The sequence below is a fragment of the Bradyrhizobium sp. CCGB12 genome, assembly GCF_024199845.1.
Classification (GTDB): domain Bacteria; phylum Pseudomonadota; class Alphaproteobacteria; order Rhizobiales; family Xanthobacteraceae; genus Bradyrhizobium.
This window is the reverse complement of record NZ_JANADO010000001.1, coordinates 729,795-742,938: the sequence shown is the minus strand read 5'-3', so window position 1 is coordinate 742,938 and position 13,144 is coordinate 729,795. Positions and strand designations below refer to the sequence as shown.

Genomic DNA, 13,144 nt, shown 5'->3' with positions numbered 1-13,144 from the left:
GTGCCATTCCATCCGGATCTGATTAAAGCTGCGCGCCAATAGGCAGCTGAGGAAGCACTCGTAGGCAACGGGCGAGCAATTCGGTTTGCGTCGCAATCCCGAGCTTGGCATAGGCGCGTTTTCGGAAGGTGATCACGGTCGTCGGCTTGATGCGGAGCGAGAGCGCTATGCCCTCCGTGTGCATACCTGTGAGAATGCAGGCGAGCACGGATTGCTCTCGAGCGGTCAAATGCGGGCCAAGCAGCTCGACCAACTTGGCTACGAGTTCGCGGAAGTTTCCGGTTGTGAGAGCGACTTCAAGCCGTTTTCGGCCTCCGTGCATTCGCACCAGGCTGCCAACCATGCGTGCCAGCTGTGTCAGGCAACGTATGTCACCCTCTACGTAGTGACCCGTCCGTACTGTACGATACAGATTGACGTAGAATGCGACGTCACCAAGCCGCCAGAGGTATGACACCTTGTCGACGATTCCAACCGTCGAATAAAAACGTCTTTGGTAAGCCTTGGTCTTGAGCCGGGCTCGGTCGTGACGACGGATTACGATCCGCCTGCTGCGGCTTCTACTCAGCTTCACAACGTCCACGAAATTTGGGTCGAAGACGTGGTGATGGGCGACGTAATCACGCGTCAAGGAGCGCGCCTGCGCCAAGTCAGCCCGGCTCGCTATGGACAGCGTCTGAAGGTTCTCGCCCGTTCGATATGTCAGAACAGTCAAGTGATCGACGACCACGACTGCATTAACAGCCTTGAGTAGCAGTTGATCGAAGGCTGGCGTGCCTATGGCGCCGACGACATCGGCGAAGGCATCTGACCAACGTGAAAGATCACCCCTCGCCAATACGTGCGCCCCGACGCTGTCCTCTTTTAGGAGGATATTCTGAACCAGATCGTGCGCGCAATCTAGTCCGCAAGAACGAGAACAACTCAGTTCACAGCGGAGGAAGTTACGTGCAGGCCAGTCTATTCCTATTCGCCACAAACCCGTCGGGGTGCCCTAAGCAGGCGCAAACGGAAGGCGATGCCGTAGATTTCATCGTTCCGCCGGGCGCTTCCCGGAGGACTTCTCTCTTTGATCTCGAATTCGATGGGTCTGTGGCGCGACTGAACGCTGCGGGCGGATGTCGATCATGATCACCCCGGAGCTCGTAGCCATTGACGTTCGACCTGGCGCGGCCATGGAAAGCCAGTCTGGGCTCGCCATGTTGCGACCGCGGATCTGGGGTGCCTTCGCCAACTCGACCGGCGCAAAAATCGCCGCGATCGTTATTCATCCAACCAGCAACTTCATGGGACACTACCTGATTGGCCCACTCGCCAATCGCGGCGTAGCTACCCTTGGGCTCAATACGCGCTATCTCGGCAATGACGCCGTGCTGCTTCTGGAACAGGCGATTCAGGACCTCGGCGCCGGGGTGCAGTGGCTTCGTCAGCGTGGGTTCGAGCGCGTGCTTCTGATCGGAAATTCGGGAGGCGGCGCGTTGGTCAGTCTCTATCAAGCGCAAGCCGAGAAGCTGACGATTGATGCGACGCCCGCCGGCGACGCCATCGATCTCGAACCGGGCGATCTGCCGCCCGCAAACGCCATTGCGCTCAATGCAGCCCATCTCGGACGTTCACGCCTTATGGATGCCTGGATCGATCCCGCTGTGATCGACGAAAACGATCCGCTGAGTTCCGACCCGGCGTTGGACATGTTCAACCCCGACAACGGCCCAGCCTATTCGAGCGACTTCATGACGCGGTATCGCGCGGCGCAGAAGGCCCGGAATGCGCGCATCGAAACCTGGGCTCGCGCGAAGCTGCGGCAAATTCGTGCAAAACCGGATGGAGCCCGCGACATGGCATTTATTATCCATCGGACGTTGGCTGACCCGCGATGCCTCGACCCGGCCCTCGATCCCAACGATCGCACTCCGCGCACGACGGTGTGGGGCGCACCACATCAGCAAAACTACGCCGCCAACAGTGTTGGCCGCTACACTTCTCTGACGGGATACCTCAGTCAATGGTCGCAATCGAGCCGCGGCGACGGTCCGACCAACCTCGCGCGCACGTCAGTGCCGGTTCTCCTGCTGGAGCACACGGCGGACTCGTCTGTTTTTCCGGCAGACAATGACGAATGGGCGAGCGCGGCGATCGGACGCATCGAGCGACACACGTTGAGAGGCGGCAACCACTACCTCGCTGGCCAGCCGCAGCTCATCTCGGAGGCTGCAGATCGGATCGCGGCATTCGCGCAACGACTTTGACCGGAACGACCGCGTTGAACATCTAGCCCCAATCATTGATCGAGGTCCGATATGAACTTTGCGATCCAGAAACTCAATCATTTCGCCTACCGTTGCCGCGACGCCGGAGAGACCCGCGCGTTCTATGAGGACCTGCTAGGCTTGCCCTTGGCGCACGTGATCAAGCAGGACTATGTACCAAGCACTAACGAATATTGCCCCTACGTGCACATCTTCTTTCGCATGGCGGACGGGTCCTACATCGCCTTCTTTGACTTGGGCGATGGAAAGGCAACCAAGCCCGATCCCGAAACCCCGGCGTGGGTCAATCATATCGCGCTCCAAGTCAACAGCATCGAGGAGATTCTAGCGGCGAAGGCCAGACTAGAGGCGGCGGGTGTTCAGGTGCTGGGGGTGACCGATCACGAGATCATCCAGTCGATCTACTTCTTCGATCCGAACGGACTGCGGGTCGAGCTCACCGCCTGGTCCGCAACCGAGGACGAGATGGCGGAGAAGGCCAAGGAAGCCCACGCAGAATTGGCAGCGTGGGTCAATCGCCATGACGTTAGCTCGGCATCGTCCGCCGCTTGAACATCGAATCGTTGGGAGAATACGGTGCTGCGCTCATTCAGTTGGCTTGCGGTGGCAATCACGCAATTCGTGGCGTTGCCGGCTCTGGCTCAAATTTCCGACGACATGGTCCGGATCGGCGTCCTGAACGACCAGTCTGGTCAGTTCGCCGAGATGGCTGGGAAAGGATCCATCATCGCCGCGCGCCTCGCGGCCGCTGATTTTGGTGGTACAGTCCATGGAAAGCCGATCGAGATCATTGCAGCCGATCATCAGAACAAGCCTGACATTGGTGCGACCATCGCACGGCGCTGGTTTGATACTGAAAAGGTTGATGCGATCGTCGACGTTCCGGGATCGGCTATCGCGTTAGCCGTCCAAGAGCTCGCTCGAACAAAGAACCGTACGCTGCTGCTCTCCGGTGCAGCTTCGTCGGATCTGACTGGTAAAGCCTGCTCTCCGCTCAGCAGCCAATGGTCGGACGACAGCTATGCCATGTCGGCAGGCCTTGCCAACGCAATCGCGCGCGATGGGGGTGACAGCTGGTTTTTCATCACCGCCGACTACGCTTTCGGTCACACGCTGGAAAAAGATGCCAGCGAGGCGATCGCGAAAAACAATGGCAAGGTCCTTGGTAGCGTCCGCCATCCGTTCGCAACCGCTGACTTTGCATCATTTCTGCTCCAGGCGCAGAACTCGAAAGCCAAGGTCGTGGCGCTCGCCAACACCGCGGGCGATACAATCAATGCTCTCAAACAAGCCAGCGAGTTTGGTCTCATGCAGGGGGGACAGAAGGTCGTCGCCATGGTCTTGTTCGTGACGGACGTCCACAGCATTGGTCTGCCCCTCGCCCAGGGTACCTACTTGATGACCTCGTTCTATTGGGATCAGAACGACGCATCACGAAAGTTTGCGAAGCGCTTCTTCGAAGCCAACGGCACCATGCCAACCAAGGAGCATGCCGCCACCTACGCATCCGTCCTGCACTATCTGAAAGCGATTGACAGCGTCGGGACGGACGAAGCCGGTGCCGTGAACAAGCGCATGCGTGAGCTACCTGTCGACTACTTCGGGCACGCCGGACACATTCAACCGAATGGTCGAGCCGTGTACGAAGTGATGCTCTATCGCGTGAAGTCACCCCAAGACTCCAAGTACCCCTGGGATTACTTCAAACCGGTACAGGCTGTACCCAATGAACTTATTTACCGCAGCCCGGACGCAGCTGGTTGTACAACTGCGCGGTGAGTTCAACGGGACGGCCCTTGTCGGCTGCATGTTTCTGATCAGCGCTTAGGGGGACCGCCGATACCCAGCTTGGCCAACAGCTTTGCGTACCAAGGTAGTTTAGGCAAGCCTTCCACCAGATAGCCGGTACCGACCTGTGCGTTGACGCGCAGCTGTTTGAGCTCCTGGTACATGTCGGACTCGTACCAGGCCTTTGCCTGCTCAAACGAAGGAAACTCGATGATGATCGGTAGAAGGGGGCGATAGTCCCCCTCGACTACCCACATCTTCCCATAGATCGAACGGTACACTCCACCGAACGCAGCGACAGTCGCCGGCGCCCTTGCAACGTAGGCGTCGATTGCTGCCTGATCGAGCGTCTGGCGGTTATCGAAAATAAAGAAGCTGCTCATGTATTACCCTTTCGATCAGAGCGTTTATTTTCGGTGGTGAGATTTTCGCCGTAGGTCATGGCAATCAAGCGCTCTTCGAGAGCCGCGACCTCTGACTGTCCACTACCGGTGAACCAAACGCCATCTGCAGCCAACCGGACAATCGCCAATGTCTCTCCGCTGTCCGTCTGGCGATGACGCGCCAGACGCTGTTCAAGCCAATCGATCCATAGCTGCTTTAGTTGAGCGTCCGCCACCAAGGCTGCGGAAAGGCCCGCGCATGTCGCGTCCATCGCTCTGTGGCGGTCCGCAAAGATCAACCGCACATATGCTCGCGTGAAGCGACCGATCGCGCTCTCGTCCGGCTCGATGCAACCGTCGATCGCCGCATCAAGCCGTTCCAGCAGGTCGACGAACATTGCCTCCAGCAACGCCTGCTTCGACGCGAAATGGTGAAACAGTCCGCCCTTGGTTATGCCTGCCGCAACGGCCACAGATTGGATCGATAGGCTCGTCAGACCATCCTTGGCCGCGATCGCAACTGCACTGTCGAGCAAGCGTCGACGGTTCACTTCGGGCTGCTTTATGCGCGGCTTCGAACTCATGGCGAATACATACCGGTCGTCCGGTATTTACTCAAGTAAAATGTTACGGTATTTAAACACCATTCAAACAATCGAGATTGAAGGCTCCAATGCGCTTGCGTCAGCCGAAAAAGACGTCTGTGCGCTGTGATGTCAGTACGCGTTGTCCCGAGTTCAGTTCGAGATCGCATGATGCGTCCACCTGCACGAAACGTGGTCGCTGCTGTACGAGGGTCAGTCGCGCCTGGAGGCGAAACCCGTCGCCTGGACGCACCGGGTAACGAAACCGAACCGCGCGAAGAGCTGCCGCTCGGCTTTGTGCGGCCCCCGCGACTACATATGCCTCCTGCAAGAGCGCTGGCACGAGCGCTAGGAGCATTTGGCCGGGCACGATCGTCATACCTCCATTCAGTTCACGCTTGGCGCGCTCCGCATCGGTATGAACCCAGTTCCGGTCACCAGTCAGCGCGACGAAGCGATTGACCTCATCCTGCGTCACCGATCGCCAGCGCCCAGGGGCGAGTTCAGTGCCGACGAAGGGAGCCAGATCGATCGCCCGCGCGACGCGAAGTGGGATCGCCTGCGTCGAAGATTCGAAGTCCGGCGGCATTTGAATCATCGCGGCACGTTATTCCCTTCAGACCGTCGCCAGTAGCGCGCTGCCGAGCCCGCCCGCAGCCGCGATCGCCGCCAGCCCGATCGCGCCGGATGCTTCCGATTGCATTTCGTGCCAGAGGCGCACGGCCAGGATCGCACCGGATGCACCGATCGGATGCCCCCGCGCGAGTCCGCCGCCGCCACGATTGAGCGAAGCCTCCGGCACGCCAATGCCTTCAACACAGGTGATCGCCTGGGCGGCAAAGGCCTCCATGACCTCGGCCACTGCAATCCGTGCCGGCGCGATTCGCTCCGCCGCAAGGAGGCTCTCAGCCGCGGCAATCGGTGCTCTGCCGGGTATCGCTGGGTCGCCGCCGCGACGGGTCGCCGACACAATCCGTATAGGCCGCCTCCCGTTGAGCCGCCGGGCCATCGCCTCGGAAACCACCAGCAGCGCTGCCGCCGCGTCGGCTTCGACCGCCACCGTCGCACGCGTAACGCCGAACACTGCGTCGCCCGCGAGGGGCGCAAGGCGCGCACACATGGTCCCCTCCAGGGCGCGGGGAAAGGCATCGTGCGACAGGTCGGCGAGCGGCACGATCTCCGCCGCGCCAGGAGGATTTTGCAGCGCCTTGCAATGGCTTCCGATCGCATATTCATCCTGCCGTGCGCGCGAAATGCCGAACCTTTCGGCCAGCGTCGCGGCAGCGGCAATCATATCAGGGTCCCGCTCCGGCCATGGCGCGAACGGAGGACGGTCGTAGGGCTGCGGCGCCTCGTCGGCATGGCGCGGCCGCCGCGCGCGCAACGGCGCACGGCTAAAGCTCTCGACACCGCCAGCTATGACGGCGTCTGCTCGTCCGCTCAAGATACGCTCGGCGGCGAGCATGATCGCGTCGAGGCCGCCGCAGCATTGGCTATCGATGGTCAGCGCCGGCACGTGATCCGAAAGACCTGCCCGCAGCGCGGCGAGCCGTGCCGGGTTTCCGCCGCCGTACAATGCGTTGCCGAAGATGACGTCGTCGATCGCCTCCGGCGCGATGCCGGTGTCGGCCAGCACGGCCCGAATTGGCGCCGCGCCGAGTTCGTCGACCTCCACCGCCTTGAATGCGCCGCCCCGAGGGGCGACCGCCGTCCGGCGTGCGGCGACGAGATATGCGGCGCTCATTGCAGCACCTCGCAGTCGCCGGATTCCCAGAGCCAGCGCAGCGCATGGAAATCGGTCTTGCCGGACGAGGTCATTGGCCAGTGCGGTGGCACGGCAAACCGGCGCGGGATCTTGTAGAGCGGCAGGCTCAGGCGGGCATGGCTGATCAGACTGGAAGACGCTATGCGCCCATCCGGGCCCAGCCTGAGCAAAGCCACCAGCCGCTCGCCCCGACGTTCGTCGACGACGCCAAGAACCCCAGCCGCGGCCACAGCGGGATGCCCCTCAAGCACACGCTCGATCTCTTCCGGATGCACGTTCTTGCCCGCCGTAATGATCATGCGGCTGGCACGGCCGGCGAGCCTCAGGAAGCCGCGCGCGTCGAGCATGCCGATGTCACCGACCGACACCGCATCACCATGACGTGGCAGCACCGTTTCGCCTCCGCAGGCATACTCCATGAAGAGGAAAGGACTTGCCACAAACACTTGACCGGTCTCTCCAGGCGGAAGGCAACGCCCGAGATGGTCGCGAATAGTGAGATTGACGGCTGCGAACGAGCGCCCGACGGAGTCCGATGGGACGTCCTCGTCGTCCTTCGCTACGGTCACGAAGCTCAGCTCGGAGGCGCCGTAGAACTCGGAAAAGCGGGCCGCGGGAAATTGCCGTCGCAGTTCGGTCACCGCGCGACCTTGCCATTTGGCACCTGACGACAACATCCACCGCACGTTTAGGAACGGCGGCAGGCCATCGCGCATGGCGGCCTCTATCATCATTTCGAGCTGGGTCGGCACGCCGTAAATTACGCTTACCTGGTGGAGCGCGATCAGGCGGTTGACGAGATTCGGCCGGAACTGACGGCACAGAATGACGGTTGCTCCGACATAGAGCCCATGCGCAAGGCCGTAGAGGAATAGGGAATGCGTCAGCGCGCCCGGTGCGAGCACGATGTCGCCGGCGCCGATGTCGAATTCGCGGTCCCCCGCCCGAAAACTCTCGATCCACGATTGATGGTGGCGGCGATATCCTTTCGGCATTCCGGTCGATCCCGAGGTGAAGCCGACATAGAACGGCGTCAGCGGATCGGGCTCGGCGATCGCCGCGGGCGACGGACCGGCGCCAATGGCGTCCGCGACGGACTCGAACGGGCCGTGAGGATCGACAACCGCGAACACCTCCGTGTCCTCGGCCAATGTTGCATCGCCACTCACGACGATCCCCGCCGCCAGCGCCGTGATCGCAAGCCGCGCCGTCTCCGTCGGCCAAGAGGGATCGAGAATTTGCGCTTCCCGACCCGCGCGGCAGGCTGCAAGAAACAGCAGCACAAGCGCCGGCCCGTTCGGCAGATGCAGGGCGACGCCGCGGCCCACTGGCACCACCTTCGCCAAATGTCCGGCAAGACGGTTCGCGGCCTGATCGAGCTCTTTCCAACTCACTGCATGGTTGTCGCAAACGACGGCCAGCCTGTCCGGCGTCTCGCGGGCATGCCGCGACAGCGTTGCAGTGATCGTGGAAGCCATGGTCATGAACGGCTGACGATTGCAGCCGGATAGCTCCGGTGCGACGCCTCCGCGACAAAGGCAGTGGCCAGCGCCTTCAAGAGATCGCCCGGCACGAACACCGCGGTTGCAGCCAAGGCCTGCGGCAGACTCATCCTTGCCATCGCCATCAGGCCGAGAATGCCGCAGGCATATTCCACCACGATGCCGCCCGTGATCGCGGCAACGAGCGCCGCCGTGAATACCGGCAAGGACCTCAGCCGCTCCATCACAAGGCCCGACACAAAGGCAGCGGGAACCCAGCCCAGCAGGAAGCCAACCGACGGCCCGAAAAGCACGCCGAGCCCGCCGCGTCCGCCCGATAGCAGCGGCGCTCCGAGCAGCACCACGAACAGAAACAGCAGCACCGCCAGCGCGCCATGGCGCGGGCCGAGGATAATCCCGGCCAGCATGACGCCCAGCGTCTGGGCCGTGATCGGCACACCCATGGCGATTGGCAAGACGATGCTGGGCACCATGCCAAGCGCTGCGATGACGGCGGCCAGCAGGGCGATACGAACGATAGCGCGGGACTCCACGGGATTTGCTCCTACAACCGGGGTGAGTGACGATCGGCGGCGGACCGGTCAAAACCGCGTGCATCGAGCGCTTCCGCGACACGGTCGGCAAGCTGCAGAATGTCGGCGACGAAAGCGGCCACCAGTCGAAGCGGAACGCGCCGGTGCGTGCGCGCCTTCCAGGCCTCCTCGCGGGCACGCCACCGCGTCAGCAGGACCGGCACAAAACGCAGAACAAGCGCGACGGCGAGCGCCATCTTGCGCGGATTGACGCCAAGCGGGCGCAGCACGCGGAACGCTGGTGCCATTACTTCCATCAGCGCGCTCATCGTGATGGTCATGCTGACAAGATCGGCGAGCAGAAGCATGGCCAGCAGCCGCATGGCGACGACAGCGCCGGCATTCCAACCACCCGATGCGGTCTGCACACCGCCGACGACCACAAGCAGCGGCAACAATGGTCGCAGCAAGCTGAGGCGCGCCATGCCGGCGCGGCCAAAGCCGGCATAGACCATGGCAATCAACGCCAATACGCCCGCCATAATTCTCCAGTCGCCGACCGGCAGAAGAAGCACAGTGAGCAGGGCAAGGCCCGCAAGTTTGACGCCGGCCGGTACGCGGTGCAACCAGGTCTGTGGTGCGAGGCCGTCGGTGATCATGACGTCAGAGCGTCCCCTGCCCCTACGATCGTTGCATGGGCCCGGTAGGCAGGCAGCACTTCGGCGGGTCGGCCATCGAGGCGGATGTGGCCCGCATCCAGCCAGATGATGCGGTCGAACTCCGCGAGCAGTTCGAAATCATGAGACGCCATCACGACCCGCTGCGGAAGCGCCATGATCCTGCGGTACAGAACTAATCGTGTCGGCAAGTCGAGACTGGCGAACGGCTCATCCATCAACAGGATCGACGGCTCCATCGCGAGCAGCGCCAGTATGCAGACCAGCTGCTTCTGGCCGCCAGACAGTTCGTTGACGTTGCGGTCTGCCCATTGGGCGCAGCCGTGCCGCTCCAACAGCGCCATCGCCTGCTGCCGCGCCTGCGGGGTCGGCATGCCGCGCTCTGCCGGACCGAAAGCGACCTCCTCGGCAACCGTGGGGAAGATGAGCTGGTGGTCGGGGTTCTGAAACAGAAAGCCGACCTGTGCCGGAAGGTCTTTGCGATGTCGTACCGTATCGAGCCCCTCTACCTCGACGCGCCCGCGAGTCGGCAGGAGCAACCCGTTCATCAGCCGCAACATCGTGCTCTTGCCTGATCCATTGTCACCAATCAGGCCGATCCGGCGCTCAGCCAGGCAAAGCCCGGAAATGGCAAGCACCTGACGGTCCGCGCGCCGAAACTGCACTTCTTCGAAGATGATCCGTTCAGCCGCCCCACGAAAGTGAGGACGGCCTACCGGAGGCGCTTCGCGTCGGACAGCTTCAATCAAAACGATTCTTTCGCCTCTGTCGCGCTACGGAGTTGGCTGAAGTATCACGTTGTCGATAAGCCGCGTCGAGCCGACATAGGCCGCCACGCACAGTGCCGCGGGGCGGCGTAGCGGACTTACAGCAGGCTTGAGCGTGTCACCGTCGACAAGCTCAAGGTATTGCAGCCGATCAACCGTTTCCAAATGCCCCCTGGCGATTGCAATCAGCTTGTCCACGTTCCGCTCTCCCAAGCCGAACGCCTCCGCTGCGGCGAACAGTCCACGACTGATCGCGAGGGCCCGTCCCCGGTCTTCCTCGCTGAGATACCGGTTGCGGCTGCTCATTGCGAGACAGTCCGTTTCCCGAACGGTCGGCACGGTCACGATCGCGATTGGCAGATTCAGATCGACGGCCATGCGACGCACGACCGCGCACTGCTGAAAGTCCTTTTGCCCGAAGAACGCGGCGTCGGGCTGCACCATGTTGAACAGCTTGCTTACGACCGTCGCGACCCCACGAAAATGCCCCGGCCTGAAAACGCCGCAGAGCGGTTTCGCGAGCTCGCCCGGTTCAACGAACGTCTCGAATTGAGGAGGATAGATTTCCTTGGCGGTGGGCGCGAAGACGATCGCTACACCGGCATCGCGGCACAGTTTTTCATCGCGCTGGAAGTCACGCGGATACGTGCTGAGGTCCTCGTTTGGCCCGAACTGAGTGGGATTGACGAAGATACTAACCACGGTGACGTCGCATTGCGCCCGGCTGGCCTCGATCAGCGCCAGGTGGCCATCGTGCAGAAAGCCCATTGTCGGCACAAATCCGACACGTTTGTCGGCTCTGCGAGCCTCTGCGAGAGCGCGGCGAAGCTCGCCGACCGTCGTGATTGTCTGCATTGTTACGCTTCACATCGGGTTCGATTGGAAGGCGCCCAGTTTGCGATCGTCTCACCGATGCCTTCGGGAAGCCGATAGGACTCTTGCGGTGCCGGGAATGTACCGTTGCGGACATCGGCAACCCAACGCGACAGCGCCTCCTGCAACACCCGAAAGCCGTCGGCGTAGGTACGAACGAATTTTGGGACATGACCTTCAATCAAGCCAAGCACGTCGTGGAACACCAATACCTGCCCCGAGCAACTAGGACCTGCACCAATCCCGATGGTAGGTATAGTCAGCGTTTCCGTCGCTCGCGCAGCGAGCTCGGCCGGGATGCCTTCCAGGACCAGAGCGAAGCAGCCCGCCTCCTGCAGGCGATGGGCGTCGTCGAGCAGGCGCAAGGCGTCATCGGCCTTGCGGCCCTGCACCTTGAATCCACCCATTGCATTGACGCTCTGCGGGGTCAAGCCGAGATGACCCATCACCGGAATCTCACACTCGACCAGCGCACGTATCATTTCGACACGTTTGGATCCGCCCTCGAGCTTGATGGCGTCAGCGCCACGCTGCAAGAAGCCTCCGGCGTTGCGTATTGTGTCATCTGGACTGAGGTGAAAGCTCAGAAATGGCATATCGGCCACGAGCAAGGCTTGAGGTTTTGCGCGCGCAACCGCCTCGAGATGGTGATTCATCATCGCGATGCTAACCGGCAGCGTATTGTCAAATCCGAGGCAGACGTTGCCGACGCTGTCTCCGACAAGGAGCATATCCACGATAGGATCCGCAATACGTGCGGTGACCGCATCATAGGCGGTCGTCATCACGAGCCGCCGCCCCTCCTCCTTCCACCGTTGCAGCCTTGGAAGCGTGACTCGCTCGCGTTTGGCCTCTGAGGTGTGGCTCATTCTCGCCCCCTATCTCGTCAGCCGGCCTTAGTTCGATTCCGCGGATCGAAGCGGTATAGGTTTCACGTCGCCCGCCTCACCTACTATCTCGAAGCAATAACGCTCGGCACCATCCCGAGTAACGGAATAGGTCATGCGATCGATGATGTGGTTGTTGCGATCGAAGGCCAGAATTCTTGGTTTTAACCGAACGATTTCCACCCCATCCACGTACGTCGAACTGCAGACGATAATCTGGTCGCCGACCTGGCAGGTGCGTGCGGCAGCACCGTTGAGGACACAACAACGCGAGCCGGCCTCCCCAAAAATTACATAGGTCGAAATTCGCGCCCCGGAGTTCTTGTTCCAGATCTCCACGAATTCCATCGGCAGAATCCCTGCCTCATGGCACTGATCCGGATCGAGCGTGATCGAACCGTGATAGTGAAGATTGGCCTCCGTAACGTGGATGCCGTGCAGTTTTGCGGCCAGCACTTTTCTCATTTGGCGGTTCCATTAAGCGCGGCGCGCATCGCTAAAGCCGACGCCTTCCTAGGAAGCGCGAGATAAAACTGTCAACCGCGAGAGTGAAAAAGAAACATAACCCTCAAAAGCAGCGATCCAACGCATAAAATCATCCAATGGTCGCGCGATCATCGCGCAAGACCTTCCCACTGTTCGTCATGCCTAAAGCGGAACTACCGCAAGTCGGGCGCGGACGTCTCGATCGCCGTCACACTTGCAACGAAGGACTCGAACTCTTTCTGGATCATGCCGACCGTCGGACAACTCACGTTTCGGAGTAGACAGCCATTTCGAAGCCCGTATAGATCGCCCGGCAACACTCATTCATCTCGCACCAGCCAAAGCCGCGCATGATTCGTCACATCGTCTTCTTCACCGCAAACAACGAAGCCAATATCGATCAGATCGTCGAGGGCCTGTCACTTCTTGCCGCAATCCCGCATGCACGCCGGCTCGAGGTCGCCCGCAATCGCAAGACTGACCAACTCGGGAACGACATCGACATCGTGCTTTATGGTGAGTTCGACAATGAGGCAGAGCTCGCAGCTTACAAAGCACACGATCTCTATCAGGAATCGATCAGGCGGGTACGGCCACTGAGGGAACTACGCTTCGCGGCCGATTACAGTTTGGCTGATGTCGCTTCGTAA

Annotated in this window: 16 protein-coding genes; 4 read left to right on the top strand and 12 right to left on the bottom strand. The window is 61.1% G+C overall.

Annotation, left to right across the window (positions count from 1 at the left end; all coding sequences use genetic code 11):
* Positions 1-22 precede the first annotated feature (22 nt).
* Positions 23-838 carry a helix-turn-helix transcriptional regulator gene (locus NLM27_RS03430; RefSeq protein ID WP_254142004.1) on the bottom strand — a complete coding sequence of 272 codons (816 nt, stop codon included), beginning with the start codon at positions 836-838 and terminating at the stop codon, positions 23-25.
* Positions 839-1,127: 289 nt separating this feature from the next.
* Between NLM27_RS03430 and NLM27_RS03425 the strand changes: the two genes are divergently transcribed.
* Genes NLM27_RS03425 through NLM27_RS03415 form a run of 3 tightly spaced genes read left to right on the top strand, consistent with a single transcriptional unit; the run spans position 1,128 to position 4,049 of the window.
* On the top strand, positions 1,128-2,249 hold the full coding sequence (locus NLM27_RS03425; protein ID WP_254142003.1) for a hypothetical protein: 1,122 nt from the start codon (positions 1,128-1,130) through the stop codon (positions 2,247-2,249).
* Positions 2,250-2,300: 51 nt separating this feature from the next.
* Positions 2,301-2,822, top strand: coding sequence for a VOC family protein (locus NLM27_RS03420; protein WP_254142002.1), 522 nt, complete (start codon positions 2,301-2,303; stop codon positions 2,820-2,822).
* A gap of 24 nt (positions 2,823-2,846) precedes the next feature.
* Complete coding sequence (locus NLM27_RS03415) at positions 2,847-4,049, top strand: ABC transporter substrate-binding protein (RefSeq protein WP_254142001.1); 1,203 nt, start codon at positions 2,847-2,849, stop codon at positions 4,047-4,049.
* A 38-nt stretch (positions 4,050-4,087) separates the two neighbouring features.
* On the opposite strand, the gene NLM27_RS03410 is transcribed toward NLM27_RS03415, so the two are convergent.
* From NLM27_RS03410 to panD, 11 genes are all read right to left on the bottom strand, one after another.
* The gene (locus NLM27_RS03410) at positions 4,088-4,441 is read right to left on the bottom strand and encodes a DUF1330 domain-containing protein (RefSeq protein ID WP_254142000.1); all 354 of its coding nucleotides are present in this window, start codon (positions 4,439-4,441) and stop codon (positions 4,088-4,090) included.
* Positions 4,438-5,025, bottom strand: a complete 588-nt coding sequence (locus tag NLM27_RS03405) for a TetR/AcrR family transcriptional regulator (RefSeq protein ID WP_254141999.1) — start codon at positions 5,023-5,025, stop codon at positions 4,438-4,440. Before NLM27_RS03405 ends, NLM27_RS03410 begins: the two co-directional genes overlap by 4 nt.
* Before the next feature lie 100 nt (positions 5,026-5,125).
* Entirely contained in the window at positions 5,126-5,623 is a 498-nt protein-coding gene (locus NLM27_RS03400; RefSeq protein WP_254141998.1) for a MaoC/PaaZ C-terminal domain-containing protein, read from the bottom strand.
* 18 nt (positions 5,624-5,641) lie between these two features.
* Entirely contained in the window at positions 5,642-6,769 is a 1,128-nt protein-coding gene (locus NLM27_RS03395; protein WP_254141997.1) for a thiolase family protein, read from the bottom strand.
* Positions 6,766-8,274, bottom strand: a complete 1,509-nt coding sequence (locus tag NLM27_RS03390; RefSeq protein WP_254141996.1) for an AMP-binding protein — start codon at positions 8,272-8,274, stop codon at positions 6,766-6,768. The genes NLM27_RS03395 and NLM27_RS03390 overlap by 4 nt, the downstream gene beginning before the upstream one ends.
* A complete protein-coding gene (locus tag NLM27_RS03385; protein ID WP_254141995.1) occupies positions 8,271-8,825 on the bottom strand; it encodes a biotin transporter BioY in 555 nt (184 codons plus the stop codon). The genes NLM27_RS03390 and NLM27_RS03385 overlap by 4 nt, the downstream gene beginning before the upstream one ends.
* An 11-nt stretch (positions 8,826-8,836) precedes the next feature.
* On the bottom strand, positions 8,837-9,463 hold the full coding sequence (locus NLM27_RS03380; RefSeq protein WP_254141994.1) for an energy-coupling factor transporter transmembrane protein EcfT: 627 nt from the start codon (positions 9,461-9,463) through the stop codon (positions 8,837-8,839).
* Complete coding sequence (locus tag NLM27_RS03375; protein WP_254141993.1) at positions 9,460-10,230, bottom strand: energy-coupling factor ABC transporter ATP-binding protein; 771 nt, start codon at positions 10,228-10,230, stop codon at positions 9,460-9,462. Before NLM27_RS03375 ends, NLM27_RS03380 begins: the two co-directional genes overlap by 4 nt.
* A 24-nt stretch (positions 10,231-10,254) precedes the next feature.
* Complete coding sequence (panC, locus tag NLM27_RS03370) at positions 10,255-11,103, bottom strand: pantoate--beta-alanine ligase (RefSeq protein ID WP_254141992.1); 849 nt, start codon at positions 11,101-11,103, stop codon at positions 10,255-10,257.
* A 2-nt stretch (positions 11,104-11,105) separates the two neighbouring features.
* A complete protein-coding gene (gene panB, locus NLM27_RS03365) occupies positions 11,106-11,990 on the bottom strand; it encodes a 3-methyl-2-oxobutanoate hydroxymethyltransferase (protein ID WP_254141991.1) in 885 nt (294 codons plus the stop codon).
* 27 nt (positions 11,991-12,017) lie between these two features.
* Entirely contained in the window at positions 12,018-12,473 is a 456-nt protein-coding gene (panD, locus tag NLM27_RS03360) for an aspartate 1-decarboxylase (RefSeq protein ID WP_254141990.1), read from the bottom strand.
* A 371-nt stretch (positions 12,474-12,844) separates the two neighbouring features.
* Here panD and NLM27_RS03355 point away from each other — a divergent pair, with 371 nt between their 5' ends.
* A complete protein-coding gene (locus NLM27_RS03355) occupies positions 12,845-13,144 on the top strand; it encodes a Dabb family protein (protein ID WP_254141989.1) in 300 nt (99 codons plus the stop codon).

Excerpts from the sequence above, each read along its gene's own strand:
- NLM27_RS03425 (WP_254142003.1), top strand. The coding sequence starts at position 1,128 with ATGATCACCCCGGAGCTCGTAGCCATTGACGTTCGACCTGGCGCGGCC.
- NLM27_RS03420 (WP_254142002.1), top strand. The coding sequence starts at position 2,301 with ATGAACTTTGCGATCCAGAAACTCAATCATTTCGCCTACCGTTGCCGC.
- NLM27_RS03410 (WP_254142000.1), bottom strand. The coding sequence starts at position 4,441 with ATGAGCAGCTTCTTTATTTTCGATAACCGCCAGACGCTCGATCAGGCA.
- NLM27_RS03405 (WP_254141999.1), bottom strand. The coding sequence starts at position 5,025 with ATGAGTTCGAAGCCGCGCATAAAGCAGCCCGAAGTGAACCGTCGACGC.
- NLM27_RS03400 (WP_254141998.1), bottom strand. The coding sequence starts at position 5,623 with ATGATTCAAATGCCGCCGGACTTCGAATCTTCGACGCAGGCGATCCCA.
- NLM27_RS03395 (WP_254141997.1), bottom strand. The coding sequence starts at position 6,769 with ATGAGCGCCGCATATCTCGTCGCCGCACGCCGGACGGCGGTCGCCCCT.
- NLM27_RS03390 (WP_254141996.1), bottom strand. The coding sequence starts at position 8,274 with ATGACCATGGCTTCCACGATCACTGCAACGCTGTCGCGGCATGCCCGC.
- NLM27_RS03380 (WP_254141994.1), bottom strand. The coding sequence starts at position 9,463 with ATGATCACCGACGGCCTCGCACCACAGACCTGGTTGCACCGCGTACCG.
- panC (WP_254141992.1), bottom strand. The coding sequence starts at position 11,103 with ATGCAGACAATCACGACGGTCGGCGAGCTTCGCCGCGCTCTCGCAGAG.
- panB (WP_254141991.1), bottom strand. The coding sequence starts at position 11,990 with ATGAGCCACACCTCAGAGGCCAAACGCGAGCGAGTCACGCTTCCAAGG.
- panD (WP_254141990.1), bottom strand. The coding sequence starts at position 12,473 with ATGAGAAAAGTGCTGGCCGCAAAACTGCACGGCATCCACGTTACGGAG.
- NLM27_RS03355 (WP_254141989.1), top strand. The coding sequence starts at position 12,845 with ATGATTCGTCACATCGTCTTCTTCACCGCAAACAACGAAGCCAATATC.